This is a genomic window from Streptomyces sp. Xyl84, from assembly GCF_059731885.1.
The window spans coordinates 822,615-842,529 of record NZ_AP029182.1; the positions used below are offsets into that span (position 1 = coordinate 822,615).

Consider the following 19,915-nt stretch of genomic DNA (forward strand, 5'->3'; position numbering starts at 1 on the left):
TCTTCGCCCCGGACCCGCGCGGGTCCGGGGCGAAGACATGTTCACGAGACGGGAAGGGGAAGGCGGGGCGAGAGAAGGAGGAGGGGGACGGACGCCCAAGGGGGCAGTGGGCGGAGGGCAGAAGACAGAAGGCAGAGGAACACGGAGAGCGCCAGGTGGGGGCGGCTCGTCCCCGGGGCCGCCGGTCCCGGCCTGCGCACCGGGCGGAGACCGGGACCGGCGGCCCCGGGGCGGGAGCACCGGCGACGGCCGTGCCGCACGGAGTCGCAGCGCCGGCCGCGCTTCTGAGCCCCCTCCGGGCCCTCTCCGAATCCTCCCCGGGCTCTCTCTCCGCCCTCTCTCAGAACCCTTCTCGGAACACTTCTCGAAACAAGAGCCGGCCGCACTGCACTTCGCCGCCGGACGTCAACCGACCCCTGGAACCAAGGCGTCGGCAGCGCACCTGCCGCGTCGGGCGTCAGTCATCCCCTGGAACCACGGCGTCAGCCGCCCCGCACCTGCCGCGTCGGGCGTCAGCCGCGCCTCTGGGGGCGGCGGCGCGTCCAGAAGACGCCGCCGCCGATGGCGCCCGCGGCCAGCAGCCCGCCGCCGATGGCGACGTCCGTTTTGGTGGCGCCGGTCTTCGAGGCGCCGCCGAGCCCGCCGCGGACGCCGCCGACCACGGTGAACGCCCCGGGGCGGGTCAGGGTGCGGCCGGCGCACTCGACCGTGATCTCGTAGGTGCCGGGCCGGACGTCCTGACGGATCGTCGCCACGACCCGTGCGATCTCCCCGGCGCCGTTGAAGGGGCGCAGCGGGGTGCGTGCGAAGGCGCCCGACACGGCGGTCCCGCCGGTGCGGCAGCCCTGCACCGTGATCGCCAGTTGCCCGCCGCGGGCGATCGCACCGGGCAGGGCCTGGATGTTGCGGATGCCGTCGGCGCCACCGCCCGGACCGCCACCGGGGCCGCCTCCCACTCCGCCGAACCCGCCCCCCGGACCGTTGCCCGGCCCGCCGCCGCGGCCGAACTCGCCACCGTGGCCCTGACCGAACTCGCCACCGTGGCCCTGACCGAACTCGCCGCCGTGACCACGGCCGAACTCACCGCCGTGGCCATGGCCGAACTCACCGCCGTGGCCGTGCCGCGGCCCCCGGTCCGGCCCCCGGCCGAAACCACCGACCTGGCCGTTGCCCGGCCCGCCGCCCACCTGGCCGTTACCGAACCCGCCCCCGGGCCCGTTGCCCGGGCCACCCCCCGGGCCACCTCCGGGACCGCCGCCCTGACCCCCACCCGGACCGCCGCCGGGCCCCCCTCCGACGCCGCCGAACCCGCCCCCCTGCCCGTTGCCTGGACCACCGATCTGCCCGCCGCCGAACCCTCCCCCCGGGCCGCCGACCTGACCGTTGCCGAACCCTCCCCCCGGACCGCCGACCTGACCGCCCCCCGGACCGCCGACCTGACCGTTCCCCGGACCACCGACCTGACCGTTCCCCGGACCACCGACCTGACCGTTGCCGAAACCGCCGACCTGACCGTTCCCCGGACCGCCGACCTGGCCGCTGCCCGGCGCGACGTCCCAGCCGCCCGGGGCGTCGCCGCCCTTCGCTGCAGCCACCGGGGCGGCCAGCCCTACGGCGGCGACGGCGGCCACCAGGACCGCCAGAGGGGTGCGAGTGATGGACATGTGTTCCTCCGCGGAAGGCGCCCCGGGGGCCCGTACCCGGTCGATCGGCGAGAAAGCACCTCCGGGAAAACCCTCGGATGCCCAGTTCAGGGACGCATTTCGGCGCTCGTCCGACCCGGTGAGCCATTCCCCCGGTGAATTCACCCCGTTGGATATCGCCGCAGGTCACCGGTTGTCATAAAGCCCCCGTACGGCGCGACTCGGATGGCGCACGGAAATACGGCCCGCCACCCGTTCGCGCCCTCCCCGTCGCCGGTTCCGTACACGGGACTTAGCGTGCTGCTGTGCGCGAACGACGCGGTGGCGGCCGCATCGAGAGGGGATGGCGAATGTCTGCGAGCGGGCTGTCCGGAATCGTGGAAGAGGAGGAGCCGCAGCCGCGGCGGAAGCGTGCCCCGTGGGGCGTGATAGCGCTGGTCCTGCTCGCCGGGCTCGCCCTCATCCGCAACGGCTCCGGAGAGTTCGACGCCGGTCCGCCGCAGCCCGCGAAGGCGGCGGCCCCGGAGGTCAGCCGTCCGCCCAGCGCCGCGCCGGCCGTGGACCCGACCGCCGGGCCGTCGCTGCCGGAGTCGGTGCCCGACCGGGTCCGGATCCCGCTGATCCAGGTCGACGCGCCCATCACCCCGGTCGGGGTGGACTCCGACGGCTGGGTGGCCGCGCCCCCGCCGGACGACCCGAATCTGGCCGGCTGGTTCAACGGCGCCGTCACGCCCGGGGAAAAGGGAACCGCCGTCGTGGTGGGACATGTCGACAACAAGATGGGCCCGGCGGTCTTCTACGGACTGGGTGCCCTGAAGAAAGGGAACCACGTCGAGATCCACCGGGAGGACGGAAAGACGGCGGTCTTCGAGGTGTACGGCGTGGAGGTGTTCGAGAAGAGCGACTTCCCCGGCGACCGCGTGTACGGCTCGAAGGGCACCCCGGAACTGCGGCTCATCACCTGCGGCGGCGACTACACCAAGCAGACCGGATATCAGGGCAACGTCGTCGTCTTCGCCCGCCTGGCCGAGGTCCGCTGAACGCCCCGGGCCGGCCCCGGCGCGGCGGCGTCCGCGGCCGGGCGGGCCCGTTCCGCGTCAGGTGTACGTGCGGCGCGGCACGGTGAAGCGGTAGCCCTCGTCGAGCAGTCTGGGCAGGTACTTGCGCAGGGCGCGGACGGTCTGCGACCGGTCGCCCCCGGCGTCGTGGGAGAGCACCACGACGCCGGGGGCGGCGCCGCGCTCGACGCGGCGCACGATGGTGCTGGTGCCGGGGGTGGTCCAGTCGAGGCTGTCCACGGTCCAGGCCAGCGGCTCCATGCCCATCTCGGCGTTGAGCTGGAAGACATTGCGGTTCCACGCGCCGTAGGGGGCGCGGAACCACAGCGGCCGCTCGCCGTAGCCCTTCTCGATGACGTCGCTGGTGCTCTCGATCTCGTCGCGGATCTCGCTGCGGCTGAGCTGGGTGAGCAGCGGGTGGGTCCAGGTGTGGTTGCCCACGACGTGGCCCTCGTCGGCCATCCGGGCCAGCAGGTCCCGGTTCCAGTCGGCCATCTCGCCGCACACCATGAACGTCGCCCGGATGTCGTACTTGGCCAGGGTGTCCAGGACGTGCGGGGTGTAGTCGGGGTTCGGGCCGTCGTCGAAGGTGAGCAGCATGGTGTTGCCCCGGCCGGAGAAACGCAGGATGGGGGCGGTGCGCATCGTGGTCGGCAGGGGCCGGGCGCGCTGGGGGACGTCGCCGGTCAGCGGGCGGAGCCGGTAGGCGGAGGGTTTGAGGGCGCTGCGCGCCTGGGGGCCCGCGGCGGGGGCGGGGGGCGCCGCCGGGGTGCCGGAGGAGCCGGAGAGCAGCAGGCCGGCGGCCGTGCCGGCCGCGCCTGCCGCACCGAGGGCGGCGGCCCCGGCGAGCAAGGCCCGGCGCCGCGTGAACAACTGATCCTTCTGCATGACTCATCAGTGACCGGACGGTCCCGACGGCACCGGCACGGCGGCACGAAAGCACCCGCCCGGCCCAGTTGGCGGCGGCCGGGGTCCCGTCCGGTCCGATCGGCGGAGTCCGGTGACCCGCCCGGCCGCCGCGCCGCCCCGCTCGGCGGCGGCGGCGCACCAGGGGAACGGCGGCGTCCGACGGTCTTCCACCGCACGCGCCCCACGGCAGGGGCCTGCGCCGCAGGCACGCGGCGGGTTTCCGGGGTCCCCCGGGAAGGCCCCGGAGGAAGACGTTCCGATAAGCTACTCAGCGTGACGGAACAGCACGAGGAGCACGAGCGGCACGCGCACCGGTTCGAGCGGGGAACCGACGGGCCGAAGGTGATCGTGACCGGGGTGGACGGCTCCGACTCCTCCATGCGGGCCGCCGCCTACGCCGCCGGTCTGGCCCGCCGTCAGGGCGCGCGGCTGGCCGTCGTGTACGTGCAGCCGGTGATGTCGGCGGGGGCCGCGATGGGCGCGCCGGTGGCCGAGACGACCGACGAGATCGCCGAGGACCTGGTCCAGCAGATCCGCGAGTCCGCCGAGCGGCTGAAGGGGATATTCGAGGTGCGCTGGGAGTTCCACACCTTCCGCGGCGATCCGTACAACGGCCTGGTGAAGGCCGCCGACGAGCTGAAGGCGGACGCGGTGGTCGTCGGCGCCTCCGAGCAGGCCGGCCACCGGATCATCGGCTCGGTGGCGGTGCGCCTGGTGAAGGCGGGAAGGTGGCCGGTGACGGTGGTCCCGTAGCGGGGCGCGCCGTGGCCCTGCGGCCCGTGGGGCGTGCGTGGCGTCTTCCGTACCCGGCGGCGCTGGGCCATCATGATCCGCCGTCAGCCGTTTGCCGTCTGCGAAGAGGTGAGGCGCATGGCCGGGCTCCGTATGGGCGAGGGCATTCTCCGCCGTAAACCGATCGAACACATCGAGGAGACGGAAGCCGGCGAGGGACCGAAACTCGAACGTTCGCTCGGGTTGTGGCAGCTCACTGCCATCGGCGTGGGCGGCATCATCGGCGCGGGCATCTTCACACTGGCCGGCACGGTGGCCAACGGCACGGCCGGTCCGGCCGTCCTCGTCTCGTTCCTGATCGCGGGCGTGGCCAGCGCGTGCGCCGCGCTGTCGTACGCGGAGTTCGCCGGGCTGATCCCGAAGGCGGGCTCCGCCTACACCTACGGGTACGCGGTCCTCGGCGAGTTCGCGGGCTGGTTCATCGGCTGGGACCTGCTCCTGGAGTACACGGCGATCGTGGCGGTGGTCGCCATCGGCATCTCCGGCTACTTCAGCTTCCTCGTCGAGGACATGGGCGCGCACCTGCCCGCCTGGATGCTGGGCGCGCCCGGCACCGGGTCCGGGCACCGGGTCGATCTGTTCGCGGCGGTCCTGTGCCTGCTCATCGCCTGGCTGCTGAACCTCGGTATCCGCAACGCGGCCCGGTTCGAGATGATCGTGGTGGTGCTGAAGGTCATCGTGGTGCTGGTGGTGATCGTGGTGGGTGTGTTCCACATCCACAGCGCGAACTACCACCCGTTCTTCCCGTACGGGGTCAGCGGGGCGTTCACCGGCGCGGCGACCGTGTTCTTCGCGGTCTTCGGGTACGACGCCATGTCGACGGCGGCGGAGGAGTCCAAGGACGCCCAGCGGCACATGCCGAAGGCGATCATCTACTCGCTGGCGATCGCGATGGTCCTGTACGTGGCGGCCTGCCTGGTGCTGACCGGGATGCAGAAGTACAAGGACATCGACAAGGAGAGCGGCTTCGCGACGGCGTTCAAGTCGGTGGGTCTGAACCGGCTGGCGGACGTGATCGCGGTGGGCGCGATCATCGGCATCCTCACGGTGATGTTCACGTTCATGCTGGGCGTGACCCGGGTGTGGTTCTCGATGTCGCGGGACGGGCTGCTGCCGCGCTGGTTCGCGAAGACGCACCCCACCCGGCACGTGCCGACCCGGGTGACGTGGATCGTCGGGGCCGCCTCCGCGGTCATCGCCGGGTTCCTGCCGATCGCCGAGGCGGCCGAGCTGACCAACATCGGCATCCTGCTGGCGTTCGTGGTGGTGTGCGCGGCGGTGATCGTGCTCCGTTACAAGCAGCCGGATCTGCCGCGCGCCTTCCGCACCCCGTGGATGCCGTTCGTGCCGGCGCTCGGGATCGTCTTCTCGATCTGGCTGATCACGTTCCTGCAGTGGCAGACCTGGGTGCGGTTCGTGGTGTGGTTCCTGATCGGCTGCGTGATCTATTTCGGCTACTCGTACAAGCGGTCGGCGCTGGCCCCGCGCCGCGACGAGAGCGCCTGACCGGCAGCGCGCGTCCCGCACGGCGGCGGGAGCGCCTGACCGGCGGCGCGGGCAGGCCCGACGGCCGGGCACCGCCCCGACCGGCGGGCACGGCCCTCACTGGCGGGCACGGTCCCACGGGCGGAGCGCGACCGCGTGCGGGCGCGGCCGCGGACGGGGCATGCCCCGCGGGCCGGTGTCCGTCCCCACGTGCCCGGCCGTCACCGGCCCATGACCAGCCCGTCCCTGGCCGCGCCCCGGGCGAGCACCGCGTCGCGGATCCGGTCGCGTACGGCCTGCAGTCCGGCGCCCCGGTCGATGGCGTCGGCGACGTCGACCACCCGGCCCGCGTCGGGGTCGAACCACGCGGGGACGAACTCGGCCCGGGTCACCTCCCAGCGGCCGCCGGGCCGGGTGGGCGGCGCGAAGGTGAAGCGGGCCAGGGTGCTCTGGCCGGTGCGCGGATCGCGCGGGGTGCTGCCGGGCGCCGGGTCGCTGATCTGGTCGCCGGTGCCGTAGACCACCCACGTTCCGCCGACCTTCTCGTAGGGCTGCGGGAGGGGGGCGCCCGTGCCGAGGATCAGGTCGATGTCGGGGCGGCTCCCGCTGCGTGCGGCGGTCAGCAGGCGCACCAGGTCCGTCTGCTGCCGGTCGGGGCCGGCGGACCGCCCGCGGCCCCAGTGCAGGGACACGACGACGACGTCGGCGCCCGCCTGCCGGGCGGCCCGGGCGTCGGCCACGATCCGGTCGGGGTCGATCAGGCGGAGGGCCCACGGCTGTCCGGCGGGCAGCGGCCGGCCGGTTTCCTGGCTGTAGGCCAGGTGGGCGACGAGCGCGGGACCGGCGCGCAGCAGGGCGCCGCGGGCCTCGGCCTCGGTGCGCGCCGATCCGGCGTGCCGCAGACCGGCGCGGTCGAGGGCGTCCAGGGTGCGGCGGACCCCGTCGGCGCCGTCGTCGAGGGTGTGTCCGGAGGCGGTGGCGCAGCCGTCGTAGCCGGTCGCGGCGAGGTCCCGCGCCAGCTCGGGCGGGTAGGTGCCGGGTGGGACTCCGTTCGGTACGCCGTCGGCACCCTGGACGGCGTCCAGGTGACACAGCGCCAGGTCGGCGCGCCGGACGGCGGGGGCGACGCCGTCCAGCATGGGCCGGAAGTCGTGGCCGCCGCCGCCCGCGTCGAAGCCGGTCCGGTCGAGGACCGCGGCGTCGGGCAGGATGCCGCCGGAGGCGATCAGGGTGAACCCGGCGGCCCGCCGGGTTCCCGGGGCCGCGGGCGCCGGGTGCGCGCCCGGAGCGTGCCGCTGCTCCCGGTGGTCGGCCTGGCAGGAGGCCGCCGCGGTGAGCAGGGCCGTGACGGCCAGGGCCACCTGGTGTCGGCGTGAGAACATCGGTCGGTTCACCTCGTTGCGGTCGCACCCGCGCCCTGCCTCACCGGCGTTCGGAAGGCGGAGGGGAGTGCGGTCGTATCGGCGGACATGTGACAGTCGGACAGGTGATAGTCAGATGGGTACGAAATCGGCCCGCGTCGCAAACGGCGGCGGTGGCCCGATTGGTCCGTCCGGTGCGCACCGGGCGGACGGCGGCGGCTGACGGACCGTTCGTCGCACCGTTCGTCGACGCGATCGACCGTCCGCCGCACAGCGGTGCGCGCGCCCTGTCGCCGCCCGGCCCCCTGCGATGCGATACGGCCATGACGGCCGGAACCACCCTCCCGCCCGCGACGACCGCCGAGCACGAACTCGCCGCGCTGCAGCGCGAGCACGCCCGCCCGCTGTTCGCGCTGCTGCTGCGGCTGTGCGACGGCGACCGGCAGCGCGCCGAGGACCTGCTCCAGGAGACGCTCGTCCGTGCCTGGCAGCACCCGGAGGCGCTGCGCGCCGACGCCTTCGACTCCGTACGGCCCTGGCTGCTGACCGTCGCCCGGCGCCTGGCCATCGACGCGCGCCGGGCCCGGCAGGCCCGGCCGCCCGAGGTGGGCGACACGGTCCTGGAGAACGCGCGGGTCTGCGCCGACCACGCCGAACGGTCCACCGCCGCGCTCGACGTGCGGCGCGCTGTGAAGACACTCACTCCGCACCACCGTGAAGTCCTGGTGCTGGTGTACTTCCAGGGGGCCAGCGTGGCGGAGGCCGCCGACATCCTGGGCATTCCGCCCGGTACCGTGAAGTCCCGTGCGTACTACGCGCTGCGCGCGCTGCGCAGGGTGCTCCCGGGGTACGCGGCCGACCTGCGGTGAAACGGATCCCCGGGTCAAGCCTCCGTAAAGCGCCTTGCCGTGGACCACGGTTGAGTAATCGGGTGTTCTCATCCGTGTTCCGCTGGGGCCGTGTCCCAGGAGCCGGGGCCGGGCCACGCGCACCCACCGGAGGAAGGCAGGAAGGGATGCTGCACAGAGGTCAAGAGAGCACGGACGGGGACGACGGGGACGGCGGCGGTGAACTGGTCGTCCCGATGGCCTGGTTGTACGCCGAGTACATCGCCGACGAACTGCTGCGCACCGGTGATCTGATGCCGCCCTCGTCGGTGGAGTTCCGCGCCGGGCGGGACGCGCTGGCGCTGACCGTCTTCCTGTCCGACACCGACGGCGAGCTGTCCGGCATCCGGGTGATCTCGCAACTGGAGACCTGGCTGTCGCTGACGGCGTACGACCAGCCATGGCAGGACTGGGTGCGCGAGCGGATGGACTGTCTCGCGGCCGACGCGCACGCCCGCGGCGTGCCCTCCCCCGATCTGGCGCTGGCCGAGGCGGCCTGGCGCTGGCTGGAGGAGACCGAGCTGCTCGCGCCCGACCTGGACGCGGTGCCGGACGGCGCCGCGGCGGTGGGCGAGGACGAGGGGCCGAAGGTGTGGACGCCCGCCTGGCAGCTCGGCCTGCCGCTGGGGCACCTCGCCATCCACCTCTTCTGACCGCGCTCCCGCGCCCCCGGCCGCGCCCCTCGCTCCCGGCCGGCGCGCGGCGCGTCGCCCGGAAGGCGCCCGGTCCCTGGTAGTGCTTCGTTACCTTGGGTGATCTCGGCTGGTGGTGGGCATCTTCTCTGGTATGAGGCTGGGGGAGGTGGAACGGCTCCGGGGCGAGTTATCGGAGTTCGTTGCCGATGTGTTCGGTTCATTGCCGCGGCGGGATCAGCGGCGGTGGGGTGAGTGTTATCTGCGGGGTTTGATGCTGGACGGCCGTCGGAAGTCGATCCAGCCGATGGCCGAGCGGCTGCCGGACGGCAACATGCAGGCCCTGCAGCAGTTCGTGAACCAGTCGCCGTGGGATCCGCTGCCGGTGCGGCGGCGGATCGCCCGGCGGCTGTGCGAGGTGATCGTCCCGGAGGTGTGGGTGATCGACGACGTGTCGTTCCCCAAGTGCGGGACGGCGTCGGTCGGGGTGGCCCGCCAGTACTGCGGAGCGTTGGGGAAACGGGCGAACTGCCAGGTCGCGGTCAGCGTCCACGGGGCCACCGACACGGCCTCCTGCCCGCTGGAGTGGGAGCTGTTCCTGCCCAAGGAGTGGACGGACGAGCCGGACCGATGCCGCAGGGCCGGAGTCCCGGACGGCACCGGCCACCAGGAGAAATGGCGCCTCGCGCTCGGACTGCTCGACACGCTCGCCGACTGGCAGTTGAAGGCGCCGGTCGTGGTCGCCGACGCCGGATACGGGGTCAGCACACCCTTCCGGGCCGGCCTGGAAGAACGCGGTCTGTCCTACGTGCTCGCGCTGACGGGGAAGGAGATCGCCCATGCCCGTGACGTCGCCCCTCACCGCCCTGCCTATGGCGGGCTCGGGCCGCCGACCCTGCCCCGCTACCGCACCGAGCCACGATCCCTCTCAGTCCACGCGATCGAGGCTGGCGCTGACCGGCTCACCGAGGTGACCTGGCGGCAGGGCAGCAAAGGCGCGATGACCTCCCAGTTCGCGGTGCTGACGGTGAGGCCGGCGGGCAAGCAGGCCCTGGCCGCGGCTCAGGCGGCAGGCGGCGGCCGCAGCCGGTGGGACGGCGTCCTGCCCACACGCACCGTGCTGGTGGAGTGGCCCGCAGGCCACGACGCCCCGACGGGCTACTGGATATCGAACCTGCCCGCCACCACCCCGATCGCCGACCTGGTGCGATGGGCGAAGATGCGCTGGCGGATCGAGCACGACTACCGCGAACTCAAGCACGGTCTGGGCCTGGACCACTTCGAGGGCCGCACCTGGCGCGGCTGGCACCACCACGTCACCCTCGTCACCGCCGCCCAGGCCTTCCTCACCCTGCGGCGGCTCGACCCAAAAGCCCAGATGCCGGCCTGACCCTCTACCAGGTCCTCGATGTCCTCCAGGACCTGCTGAGGTGCTGGACCGGCACCTGCACCACCTGCCGCCGCCCCCTGCCGACCAGCAGAAGCAGAACGAGACCCAGAACCTAACGAAGCACTACTAGGTCCTGTCGTCACATTCCCGTCGTCCGCCCGGAGGGCGGGCCTCGCGGCGTCAGGTGCGTGCTCTCGGCGTGCCGGGCCCTGACCCTCGTACTGGACGTACTCGGGTCTGGGTCCGGTGCGGCGAGAGTGCGTGCATGGCGTCGCGAGGCAGGCGGGAATTCGACGACAGGGCCTACTAGCACCTGACGGCGACCAACGGACGCGCAGGGGTGCGGGCCGAGGCCGGCGCCGCGGGCACGCGCGGGGGAAGCGAGGCGCCGCTGCGGATCCGGGACGCGGCGGACCCGCACACGGGCCGGCTCGTCGCGGTCGGGCGCGACGGCTCGGAGCGGACGGTGACCCGCTGCTCCGTACGGCCGCACGACGCGCGCACGGCCACCGTGGCCGGCGGCGCGGCCCCGGGCCCCAGCCGGATCGCCCGCTTCGAGGTGCGCACGGCGGACGGACGGCGCCCGGTGACGCTCGGCGCGCCCTGATCTGCGGGGGCCTGCGCGGCCCCGCGCCCCGCCTCCCGCGGCCTCGCGGACGCCGCACCGGCCCCCGCGCCCGCGCCCGCGTCATTTGAGCAACCGGGAGAGCCTGCGGTCCGCCAGCGGCTTGCCGCCCGTCTGGCAGGTCGGGCAGTACTGCAGCGAGGAGTCGCTGAAGGAGACCTCGCGGATCGTGTCGCCGCACACCGGGCAGGGCTCCCCCGTGCGGCCGTGCACCCGCAGACCGCTCTTCTTCTCGGCCTTGAGCCGGCCCGCCGCGACGCCCCTGGAGCGCTCCACCGCCTCGGCCAGAGTGGTGCGCAGCGCCTCGTACAGCGTCCGGGTCTCCTCGGGCGTCAGCGAGGCGGCCAGTTTGAACGGGGACATCTTCGCCGCGTGCAGGATCTCGTCGCTGTAGGCGTTGCCCACGCCGGCGATCAGGCTCTGGTCGCGCAGGGCGCCCTTGAGCTGCCGCCGCTCCCCCGCGAGCAGCCGCGCGAAGCGCTCCTCGTCGAAGCCGTCGGCCAGCGGATCGGGGCCGAGCCGGTCGATGCCCGGCACCTGACGCGGGTCGTGCACGACGTACACCGCGAGCCGCTTCTGGGTGCCGGCCTCGGTGAGGTCGAAGCCCGCCCCGGTCTCCAGGGCGACGCGCAGGGCGAGGGGGCCCTTGCCGGGGCGCGGCACCCCGTCGGGCAGGCGGTCCTTCCACTGGAGCCAGCCCGCGCGGGCCAGGTGGGTGACGAGGTGCGGGCCGCCGCCGGTGGCCAGGTCGAGGAACTTGCCGTACCGGCCGACGGCGGCGACCTCGTGGCCCTCCAGGGCGGTGACGGGCGGGTCGTAGGTCTTCAGGACGCTGATGGCGACGGGCAGCACCCGGACCACCTCGTGACCGACCAGGTTCTCGGTCAGGAAGTCCTTGAGCGCTTCCACCTCGGGCAGTTCCGGCATGGTTCCAGCGTGCCACCGGCCACTGACACCGCCACACGGCACGGCACGGACCCTCCCGTCCCGGCCCCCGCAGGCTCACTCGGAGTCGCCTATCACGAACTCGCTCCACAGGCACTTGCCGCCGCCGCGCGCCTCCACGCCCCACACGTCGGCGAGCCGGTCGACGAGCAGCAGCCCGCGCCCGGAGACGCCCTGCTCCCCCGGTTCGCGGCGGCGCGGCAGGGCGCTGGAGGAGTCCTCGACCTCGACCCTGAGCCGCCGGTCGGTGCCGCTGAGCACGCGCAGGGTGACCACGGCGGCGCCCTCGGTGTGCATCAGGGCGTTGGTGATCAGTTCGTCGGCCACGAGTTCGATCTCGTCGGAGCGTTCCCGCGCGCCCCAGGAGCGCACGGTGGAGCGGATCATGTGCCGGGCCCCGGTGAGCGCCTCGGGGTCGCCGGGGGCGACGTGCTGCTGGAGGCGGCCGAGGGGCCGGCGTTCGGTGAGCGCGCGGCGGCGCAGCACCAGCAGGGCCACGTCGTCGTCGCCGCCGCGCTCCTCGGCCATCGCGATCAGCCGGTCGGCGAGGTCGCGCACGTCCTCGGGTCCCGCGGCGATGGACTCGGCCAGGGCTCGCATGCCGTCGTCGAGGTCGGCGCCTGGCTGTTCGACGAGGCCGTCGGTGCACAGCACCAGGGACTGGCCGGGGTCGAGTTCCATGGCGCAGACCGGGTACTCCAGGCTGCCGAACTCCGCGGACAGGCCGAGCGGCAGTCCGCCCTCGACGTCGACCCGGCGGCAGGTGCCGTCGACGTGCCGCACCAGGGGGTCGATGTGGCCGGCGCGGACGACCTGGACGACACCGGTGGACAGGTCGGCCTCCGCGTACAGGCAGGTCGCGAAGCGGTCGGTGTCCAGTTCGTGCAGGAAGATGGAGGCGCGGGCCATCACGGTGGCGGGGGTGTGGCCCTCGGCGGCGTAGGCGCGCAGGACGATGCGCAGCTGGCCCATGACGGCGGCGGCGTGCGTGTCGTGGCCCTGGACGTCGCCGATGACCGCGCCGACCCGGCCGCCGGGCAGCGGGATCAGGTCGTACCAGTCGCCGCCGATGTCCCGGCCCAGGGAGCCGCCCGCGTACCCGGAGCGGTAGCGCACGGCGACGTCGGCGCCGGGGACGCTGGGGATGGTGCGGGGCAGCATGGCCTGCTGGAGGCCCTGGGCGAGGTCCTTCTCCTGTTCGTAGAGCATGGCGCGCTGCAGGCTCTGCGCGATGCTGCTGCCGAGGGCGACGAGGAGGTTGCGTTCCTCCTGGGTGAAGCCGTGCCGGCCGCTGTAGAGCAGGCCCATGCCGCCGATCGGGCGGCCCTGGGCGACGAGCGGCAGGTAGGCGGCCGAGGTGATGCGCAGCCCGGTGATGTGCGGCCACAGGATGGGGTAGCGCTCGGCGAAGTCCTCCGGGGACTCGATGAAGCGCGGGCTGAGGGTGCGGACCGCCTCGCTCATCGGGTAGGGCTCGTCGATCCGGGTGACGAGGGTGCCGGGGACGGAGCTGCCCTCGGGTCCCTCGGCGACGAGCCGGATGCGGCCGGCCTCGACGAGGCCGAGGACCAGGCTGGTGGAGCCCAGCAGGGCGAGGCCGTGGCTGTCCTTGACGACCTCGATGACGTCCTGGACGGAGTGGGCGTGGGCGAGGGCGGCGGTGGTGGCCTGCACGACGTTGGTCTGCTCGCGGCGGGCGGCGGCCCGGGCGACCCGCTCCTGGCGGCCGGCGACGTCGTCGAGTTCCTCGGTGGCGTCCCGGATGATGCCGATGATCCGGTGCGGGCGACCGGTGCCGTCCCGGCGGATGTAGCCCTGGGTGTGGATCCAGCGCAGGGTGCCGTCGCGGCGGCGCAGGCGCATGTAGGTGCCGTAGTTCTCGCTGCCGTCCTTCAGGGCGCGGGCCACCATGGCCTCCAGGCGGCGCCCCTCACCGCCGGGGACGCGCCGGGCCAGGGTCTCGGGGCGTCCGTCGTACTCCTCCGGGGTGAGGTCGAAGATCTTGTGGGTCTGCGCGTCCATGCTGAGCAGACCGGTGTCCAGGTCCCAGTCGAAGCTGCCCATGCGGTTGAGTGCCAGGATCGGGTCCGGGTGCGCGGGCCAGTCGTCCGGGAGTGACAGGGCGTGCGCTCCCTGTTCAGCCATGGGGCCACCTTGCCAGGATTTGCCCGATTCTTCGAGTGGGGACCCGGGGAACCCGGGAGCGAGGGGATCGTGTCGGGAGAGGAGCGTGCACGGCGTGGGATGGTTCACCGCACCGGACTACTGGCTGACCCGCCTGGTGTTCCAGCGGGCGCTGGCCGCGGTCTACCTGGTGTCGTTCCTGACGGCGGCCCTGCAGTTCCGGGCGCTGCTGGGCGAGCGGGGCATGCTGCCGATCCCCCGGTTCGTGGCGCGGGTGCCGTTCCGGCGGGCGCCGAGCCTGTTCCACCTGCGCTACTCGGACGGGCTCTTCGCGGCGGTCGCCTGGGGCGGCTGCGCGGTGTCGGCGGTCCTGCTGGCGGGGCTGGACGGGTGGCTGCCGCTGTGGGGCTGCATGCTGCTGTGGCTGGTGCCGTGGGCGCTGTACCTGTCGATCGTGAACGTCGGGCAGACGTGGTACGGCTTCGGCTGGGAGTCCCTGCTGCTGGAGACCGGGTTCCTCGCCGTGTTCCTGGGCAACGGCGAGGTGGCCCCGCCGGTCGTGGTGCTGTTCCTGCTGCGCTGGATCCTCTTCCGGGTGGAGTTCGGCGCGGGACTGATCAAGATGCGCGGTGACGAGTGCTGGCGGAGACTGACCTGCCTGGACTACCACCACGAGACCCAGCCGATGCCGGGTCCGCTGAGCTGGTTCTTCCATCATCTGCCCGCCCCGCTGCACAAGGTGGAGACGGCCGCGAACCACGTCACGCAGCTGGCGGTGCCGTTCCTGCTGTTCACGCCGCAGCCGCTCGCCACGGCCGCCGCCTCGCTGATGATCCTCACCCAGTTGTGGCTGGTGCTGTCGGGCAACTTCGCGTGGCTGAACTGGATCACCGTCGTGCTGGCCCTGTCCGCCGTCCGGTGGCCGGGCACCGCGCCCTCCCCGGTGCCCGCGACACCGCTGTGGTACGAGGTGGTGGTCCTTGCCGTCGCCGCGCTGCTGGCGTTCCTCAGCCACCGCCCCGTGGCGAACATGGTCTCCCGCCGCCAGGTCATGAACCGCTCTTTCGACCCGCTGCACCTGGTCAACACCTACGGGGCCTTCGGCAGCGTCAGCCGGGTCCGCTACGAGGTGGTCGTCGAGGGCACGCTGGACGAGGTGCCGCGCGAGGACTCCGACTGGCGGGAGTACGAGTTCAGGGGCAAGCCCGGGGACGTACGGCACTGGCCGCGCCAGTTCGCGCCGTACCACCTGCGCCTGGACTGGCTGATGTGGTTCGCCGCGCTCTCCCCGGCGTACGCGGGGCCGTGGTTCGGCGCGCTGGTGGAGCGGCTCCTGGAGAACGACCGCGACACCCTGCGGCTGCTGCGCCGCTCGCCCTTCCCGCCCGGCCGGCCGCCGCGTTACGTCCGCGCCCGGCTGTTCCGCTACCGCTACACGACCTGGCAGGAGCTGCGCGCCACGGGGGCCTGCTGGGACCGCACCTATGTGCGGGAGTTCCTGGCGCCGACGCGGCTGGCGGGGACGGCGGGACGCTCCTGACGGGTCCGTTGCCCGACCCGCCCGCTACGGTCGGTGACATGAGAGCCACAGGAGGTCCCGCCGTACGGTCCTTCGAGCCGGCCGGGGTGGAGCCGGGCGCCGAGGCCGCCACCGGCCTCCCGGTGGGCGTCGCCGCCCTGGGCGAGCGGTGCGAGGGCGAGCCGGCGCCGGCCGCCCGGCGGTCCCGTCAGCTGGAGCGGGCCGGCCCGTAGACACGGGTGGCCGTCCCCTCGAAGACCGCCGTGCGTTCGCTCTCGCCGAGCCCCGCCGTCAGGTCGCGGGCGGTGGCGAGCACGTCGGAGTAGGACGCCGCCAGGGTGCACACCGGCCAGTCCGAGCCGAACATCAGCCGGTCCGGGCCGAAGGCGTCCAGCACGGTGTCCGCGTAGGGGCGCAGGTCGGCGGGGGCCCGGCGGGCGGGGTCCGCCTCCGTGACCATGCCCGACAGCTTGCAGACGGTGTTCGGCAGGGCGGCCAGCGCCCGGACGGCGTCCGCCCAGGGCTGCGTGCCGCCCGAGGCGATGGGCGGCTTGCCCAGGTGGTCGAGGACGAAGGTCAGCCCGGGGTGGCGGGCCGCCGCCTCGGCGCAGGCGGGCAGCTGGTGCGGGACGACGACCAGGTCGTACACCAGTCCCGCCTCCGCCACGGCGGCCAGGCCGCGGCCGACGTCCGGGCGCAGCAGCCAGCGCGGGTCGGGTTCGGACTGGACCTGGTGGCGGACGCCCTTGAGGTGGCGGCCGCCGGGCAGGGCGCGCAGGCGGGCCAGTTCGTCGGCGACGTCCGGGCGGGTGAGGTCCGTCCAGCCGACCACGCCCCAGATCAGCGGATGCGCCTCGGCGAGGGCCAGGAGCTCCGGGGTCTCCTCGGGCACGGTGACGGTCTGGACGAGGACCGTGCGGTCGACCCCGGCCGCGCGGGCCTGGGGTTCCAGGTCGCCGACCGTGAAGTTGCGCCGCAGCGGGCGCAGTCCGGGCCCGGTGATCCAGTCCTGGTCGCGGACCGACAGGTCCCAGACGTGGTGGTGGGCGTCGACGGTCACGGCAGCTCCCAGACGACGGGCAGGCCCGCGTCGGCGCCGTCGCAGGAGTAGTCGTGCACGACGTCGAGCAGTTCGGCCATCCTGGCCTGCCAGGCCACGTTGACGGGCAGCTTCTCCAGCTCGGCGAGGAGACGGGCGTAGTCCTCGCACTCCAGGAGGTGGAACAGGTCCGTGCCGCTGCGCCAGATGGTCCAGGAGGTCGCCCCGGCGGCGCGGATGGCCGTGGTGAGTTCCGGCGGGACCTCGCGGTGGGCGGCCTCGTAGGCGGCGACGCGGTCGGCGCGGACCTTGGTGTGCAGGGCGACTCTCATGACGGCTCCTCGCGGGGCAGCAGGCCCGCCTCGCGCAGTTCCTGCCAGAACGCGGCGGGGACGGGGACGGCGAACTGCTCGGCGCAGTCGCGGACTTCGGCGGCCGAGCGGGCCCCCACCAGGACGCTCGCGACGGCGGGGTGCGCGGCGCAGTAGGAGAGGGCGGCGGCGCGCAGGGTGATGCCGTGGGCGGCGGCGGTCTCCTTGATGCGCAGGGCGCGGTCGAGCAGCGGTCGTGGGGCCCGCGCGTAGTCGTACCTCGCACCGGGCCCCGGGTCGGCCAGCAGGCCGGAGTTGAAGGCCCCGCCGACGACGACCGGGACCCCGCGCTCCAGGGCTGCGGGCAGCAGGTCGGCGAGGGCGCCGTGGTCGAGGAGGGTGTGGCGGCCCGCGCACAGCACCACGTCGACGTCGGTGTTGCGGACGAAGCGGGTGAGCATGGCGGACTGGTTCATGCCCGCGCCGATCGCCCCGACCACGCCCTCGGAGCGGAGCTTCTCCAGCGCCGGGTAGCCCTCGCGGAAGGCCTGCTCGGCGTGGTCGTCGGGGTCGTGCAGGTAGACGACGTCGACGCGGTCCAGACCGAGACGGTCCAGACTCGCCTCCAGGCTGCGGCGGACGCCGTCGGCGCTGAAGTCCCAGACGCGGCGGTGGGAGGCGGGCACCGCGAAACCGGCGGCCAGGTCGTCGCCGGTGCCGTCGCCCGTGCCGTCCTCCGTGGTGGCGGGTTCGAGGCGGCGGCCCACTTTGGTGGAGAGGGTGTACGACGCCCGGGGGCGGGCGCGCAGTGCGGCGCCCAGGCGGCGTTCGGACAGGCCGAGCCCGTAGTGCGGGGCGGTGTCGAAGTAGCGGATCCCCGCCTCCCAGGCGGCGTCCACCGCCTCGTGGGCCTGCTCCTCGGTGACCTCGGTGTACAGGTTGCCGAGGGCGGCGGCGCCGAAGCCGAGCGGGCCGGCCTCGACGCCGCCGCGGCCGAGGGCGGTCACTGTCCCACCGGGCGCAGCCGCAGGCCCTGCATGCCGCCGTCGACGGCGAGGGCCGTGCCGGTGGTGGCGCCGGAGTGCGGGCCGGCCAGGTAGGCGATGGCGGCGGCCACCTCGGCCGCGGTCACCAGACGGCCGGTGGGCTGGCGGGCGCTCAGGGCGGCGCGCTCGGCGGCCGGGTCGGGGGCCGCGTCCAGCAGTCTTCCGACCCAGGGGGTGTCGACGGTGCCCGGGTTGACGCAGTTGACGCGGATGCCCTCGCGGACGTGGTCGGCGGCCATGGCGAGGGTCAGGGAGTACACGGCGCCCTTGGTGGCGCTGTACAGCGCGCGCTGCGGGAGGCCGGCGGTGGCCGCGATCGAGCAGGTGTTGACGATCGCGGCACGCTCGGAGGCGCGCAGGTGCGGCAGGGCGGCGCGGGCGGTGCGCACCATGCCGAGGACGTTGACGTCGAAGACGCGGCGCCATTCGTCGTCGTCGTTGTCCTCGACGGTGCCCTGGGCGCCGATGCCCGCGTTGTTGACGAGGATGTCCACGCCGCCGAGGGCGCCGGCCGCCGAGGCGACCGCCGTGCGCACCGACGCGTCGTCGCTCACGTCGGCGCGGAAGGCGTGCAGCGGCTCGTCCACGGCCGACGGGTCCAGGTCCAGCACGGCGACCCGGGCCCCCCGCCCGGCGAGGAGGTCGGCGGTGGCCCGCCCGATGCCGGAGGCACCGCCCGTCACCAGTGCCCTCAGTCCGTCGAAGTCGTTCATGCCGCGTGTCCCTTCTGCCGCTCGTGACGCCTCTGCCGGTCCTGCCCGCCCGGTCCGTCCTGCCCGGTCTGCCCGTCGTTCCCGTCCTGCTCGTCCCGCCCGGCCCGCTGTGCCAGGTCGGCGGCCCAGAAGGTGCCGCCGGGGAAGGTGTAGCGCTCGATGGACCCCGGTCGCAGGGCGGCCGAGAAACCGGGGGCGGCGGGGGCCGTGTAGTGGCCGTCGCGGATCACCACCGGGTCGAGGAAGTGGTCGTGCAGGTGGTCGACGTACTCGATGACGCGGTCCTCGGTGGTGCCGGAGACCGCGACGTAGTCGAACATCGACAGGTGCTGCACCAGTTCGCACAGGCCGACACCGCCCGCGTGCGGGCAGACGGGGACGTGGTACTTGGCGGCCAGGAGAAGGATGGCGAGGTTCTCGTTGACGCCGCCGACGCGGGCCGCGTCGATCTGGAGCACGTCGAGGGCGCCGGCCTGGAGCATCTGCTTGAACACGACCCGGTTGTGCACGTGTTCGCCGGTGGCGACCTTCACCGGGGCCACCGCCTCGCGGATGGCCGCGTGGGCGAGGACGTCGTCGGGGCTGGTGGGCTCCTCGATCCAGTACGGGTCGAACTCGGCGAGCGCCCTGGTCCAGCGGATCGCCTCGGCCCTGTCCCAGCGCTGGTTGGCGTCGATGGCGATGCGGATGTCCGGTCCCACGACCGCGCGGGCGACCCGGCAGCGGCGTACGTCGTCGTCGAGGTCCGCGCCGACCTTCAGTTTGATCTGGGTGAACCCGTCGGCGACCGCCCGGGCGGCGAGCCGGGTCAGTTTCTCGTCGTCGTAGCCGAGCCAGCCGGCGGACGTGGTGTAGCCGGGGTAGCCGCGCTCCAGGAGGCGGGCGGTGCGCTCGGGCGCGCCCTGCCTGCCGCGGCGCAGGATCTCCAGCGCCTCGGCCGGGGTGAGGGCGTCGGTGATGTAGCGGAAGTCGATCTGCCGCACCAGCCACTCGGGGTCGGCCTCGGCGAGCAGCCGCCACAGGGGCAGGCCGGCGCGTTTGGCGGCGAGGTCCCACACGGCGTTGACGACGGCGCCGATCGCCATGTGCATCACGCCCTTCTCCGGTCCCAGCCAGCGCAGTTGGCTGTCACCGGTCAGGTCCCGGAAGAGCGAGCCGGGATCGGCGCACACCTCGTCGACGGACCGCCCGACGACGTGGTGGCGCAGCGCGTGGATCGCGGCGACCTGGACGTCGTTGCCCCGCCCGATGGTGAAGGTGAAGCCGTGTCCCTCCGGGCCGCCCGCGGCGTCGGTGCGCAGCACGAGGTAGGCGGCCGAGTAGTCGGGGTCCGGGTTCATCGCGTCGGAGCCGTCCAGCTCGCGCGAGGTGGGGAAACGGATGTCGTAGGTGTCGACCGCGGTGATGCGGGCGGGCGTCGGGGACACGGATGGCCT

Annotated in this window: 20 protein-coding genes; 10 read left to right on the forward strand and 10 right to left on the reverse strand. The window is 73.8% G+C overall.

Going from position 1 to position 19,915, the window contains the following annotated elements; translation table 11 throughout:
* Positions 1-512: 512 nt before the first annotated feature.
* Complete coding sequence (locus AC6I72_RS03535) at positions 513-956, reverse strand: hypothetical protein (RefSeq protein ID WP_497999380.1); 444 nt, start codon at positions 954-956, stop codon at positions 513-515.
* Positions 957-1,016: 60 nt separating this feature from the next.
* On the opposite strand from AC6I72_RS03535, the gene AC6I72_RS03540 reads away from it, so the two are divergent.
* Together AC6I72_RS03540 and AC6I72_RS03545 are read left to right on the forward strand one after the other, a co-directional pair.
* The gene (locus AC6I72_RS03540; RefSeq protein ID WP_497999381.1) at positions 1,017-1,802 is read left to right on the forward strand and encodes a hypothetical protein; all 786 of its coding nucleotides are present in this window, start codon (positions 1,017-1,019) and stop codon (positions 1,800-1,802) included.
* Positions 1,803-1,993: 191 nt separating this feature from the next.
* Entirely contained in the window at positions 1,994-2,683 is a 690-nt protein-coding gene (locus AC6I72_RS03545) for a class F sortase (protein ID WP_497999382.1), read from the forward strand.
* Between the two features lie 57 nt (positions 2,684-2,740).
* Here AC6I72_RS03545 and AC6I72_RS03550 read toward each other — a convergent pair whose 3' ends face one another.
* Positions 2,741-3,589: a polysaccharide deacetylase family protein gene (locus tag AC6I72_RS03550; RefSeq protein ID WP_497999384.1), complete on the reverse strand. Its 849-nt coding sequence runs from the start codon at positions 3,587-3,589 to the stop codon at positions 2,741-2,743.
* 294 nt (positions 3,590-3,883) lie between these two features.
* On the opposite strand from AC6I72_RS03550, the gene AC6I72_RS03555 reads away from it, so the two are divergent.
* On the forward strand, positions 3,884-4,363 hold the full coding sequence (locus AC6I72_RS03555) for a universal stress protein (protein WP_497999385.1): 480 nt from the start codon (positions 3,884-3,886) through the stop codon (positions 4,361-4,363).
* Positions 4,364-4,480: 117 nt separating this feature from the next.
* On the forward strand, positions 4,481-5,908 hold the full coding sequence (locus tag AC6I72_RS03560; protein WP_497999387.1) for an amino acid permease: 1,428 nt from the start codon (positions 4,481-4,483) through the stop codon (positions 5,906-5,908).
* A 200-nt stretch (positions 5,909-6,108) separates the two neighbouring features.
* On the opposite strand, the gene AC6I72_RS03565 is transcribed toward AC6I72_RS03560, so the two are convergent.
* Positions 6,109-7,269 (reverse strand): CapA family protein, encoded by a 1,161-nt coding sequence (locus AC6I72_RS03565; protein ID WP_497999389.1) that lies wholly within the window; start codon positions 7,267-7,269, stop codon positions 6,109-6,111.
* Between the two features lie 302 nt (positions 7,270-7,571).
* Here AC6I72_RS03565 and AC6I72_RS03570 point away from each other — a divergent pair, with 302 nt between their 5' ends.
* From AC6I72_RS03570 to AC6I72_RS03585, 4 genes are all read left to right on the forward strand, one after another.
* Positions 7,572-8,117, forward strand: a complete 546-nt coding sequence (locus AC6I72_RS03570) for a sigma-70 family RNA polymerase sigma factor (RefSeq protein ID WP_497999390.1) — start codon at positions 7,572-7,574, stop codon at positions 8,115-8,117.
* Between the two features lie 146 nt (positions 8,118-8,263).
* A complete protein-coding gene (locus tag AC6I72_RS03575; protein ID WP_497999391.1) occupies positions 8,264-8,788 on the forward strand; it encodes a hypothetical protein in 525 nt (174 codons plus the stop codon).
* 133 nt (positions 8,789-8,921) lie between these two features.
* Entirely contained in the window at positions 8,922-10,157 is a 1,236-nt protein-coding gene (locus tag AC6I72_RS03580; RefSeq protein ID WP_497999393.1) for an IS701 family transposase, read from the forward strand.
* A gap of 340 nt (positions 10,158-10,497) precedes the next feature.
* A complete protein-coding gene (locus tag AC6I72_RS03585) occupies positions 10,498-10,764 on the forward strand; it encodes a hypothetical protein (protein ID WP_497999394.1) in 267 nt (88 codons plus the stop codon).
* Positions 10,765-10,845: 81 nt separating this feature from the next.
* Here the strand turns inward: AC6I72_RS03585 and AC6I72_RS03590 are convergent, their stop codons facing one another.
* Positions 10,846-11,709, reverse strand: a complete 864-nt coding sequence (locus tag AC6I72_RS03590; RefSeq protein WP_497999396.1) for an Fpg/Nei family DNA glycosylase — start codon at positions 11,707-11,709, stop codon at positions 10,846-10,848.
* A gap of 75 nt (positions 11,710-11,784) precedes the next feature.
* The gene (locus AC6I72_RS03595; protein ID WP_497999398.1) at positions 11,785-13,872 is read right to left on the reverse strand and encodes a SpoIIE family protein phosphatase; all 2,088 of its coding nucleotides are present in this window, start codon (positions 13,870-13,872) and stop codon (positions 11,785-11,787) included.
* A 94-nt stretch (positions 13,873-13,966) separates the two neighbouring features.
* Between AC6I72_RS03595 and AC6I72_RS03600 the strand changes: the two genes are divergently transcribed.
* A complete protein-coding gene (locus tag AC6I72_RS03600) occupies positions 13,967-15,391 on the forward strand; it encodes a lipase maturation factor family protein (RefSeq protein ID WP_497999400.1) in 1,425 nt (474 codons plus the stop codon).
* Positions 15,392-15,429: 38 nt separating this feature from the next.
* Positions 15,430-15,603 (forward strand): hypothetical protein, encoded by a 174-nt coding sequence (locus AC6I72_RS03605; RefSeq protein WP_497999402.1) that lies wholly within the window; start codon positions 15,430-15,432, stop codon positions 15,601-15,603.
* Here AC6I72_RS03605 and AC6I72_RS03610 read toward each other — a convergent pair.
* From AC6I72_RS03610 to AC6I72_RS03630, 5 genes are read right to left on the reverse strand one after another with little or no spacing between them, the layout of a single operon-like run.
* Positions 15,579-16,430 (reverse strand): amidohydrolase family protein, encoded by an 852-nt coding sequence (locus tag AC6I72_RS03610; protein WP_497999403.1) that lies wholly within the window; start codon positions 16,428-16,430, stop codon positions 15,579-15,581. The genes AC6I72_RS03605 and AC6I72_RS03610 overlap by 25 nt on opposite strands.
* Complete coding sequence (locus AC6I72_RS03615) at positions 16,427-16,741, reverse strand: L-rhamnose mutarotase (protein ID WP_497999404.1); 315 nt, start codon at positions 16,739-16,741, stop codon at positions 16,427-16,429. Before AC6I72_RS03615 ends, AC6I72_RS03610 begins: the two co-directional genes overlap by 4 nt.
* A complete protein-coding gene (locus AC6I72_RS03620) occupies positions 16,738-17,727 on the reverse strand; it encodes an aldo/keto reductase (RefSeq protein ID WP_497999405.1) in 990 nt (329 codons plus the stop codon). The genes AC6I72_RS03615 and AC6I72_RS03620 overlap by 4 nt, the downstream gene beginning before the upstream one ends.
* The gene (locus AC6I72_RS03625) at positions 17,724-18,479 is read right to left on the reverse strand and encodes an SDR family NAD(P)-dependent oxidoreductase (RefSeq protein WP_497999406.1); all 756 of its coding nucleotides are present in this window, start codon (positions 18,477-18,479) and stop codon (positions 17,724-17,726) included. The genes AC6I72_RS03620 and AC6I72_RS03625 overlap by 4 nt, the downstream gene beginning before the upstream one ends.
* Positions 18,476-19,906, reverse strand: a complete 1,431-nt coding sequence (locus AC6I72_RS03630; RefSeq protein ID WP_497999407.1) for an L-fuconate dehydratase — start codon at positions 19,904-19,906, stop codon at positions 18,476-18,478. Before AC6I72_RS03630 ends, AC6I72_RS03625 begins: the two co-directional genes overlap by 4 nt.
* Positions 19,907-19,915: the final 9 nt, after the last annotated feature.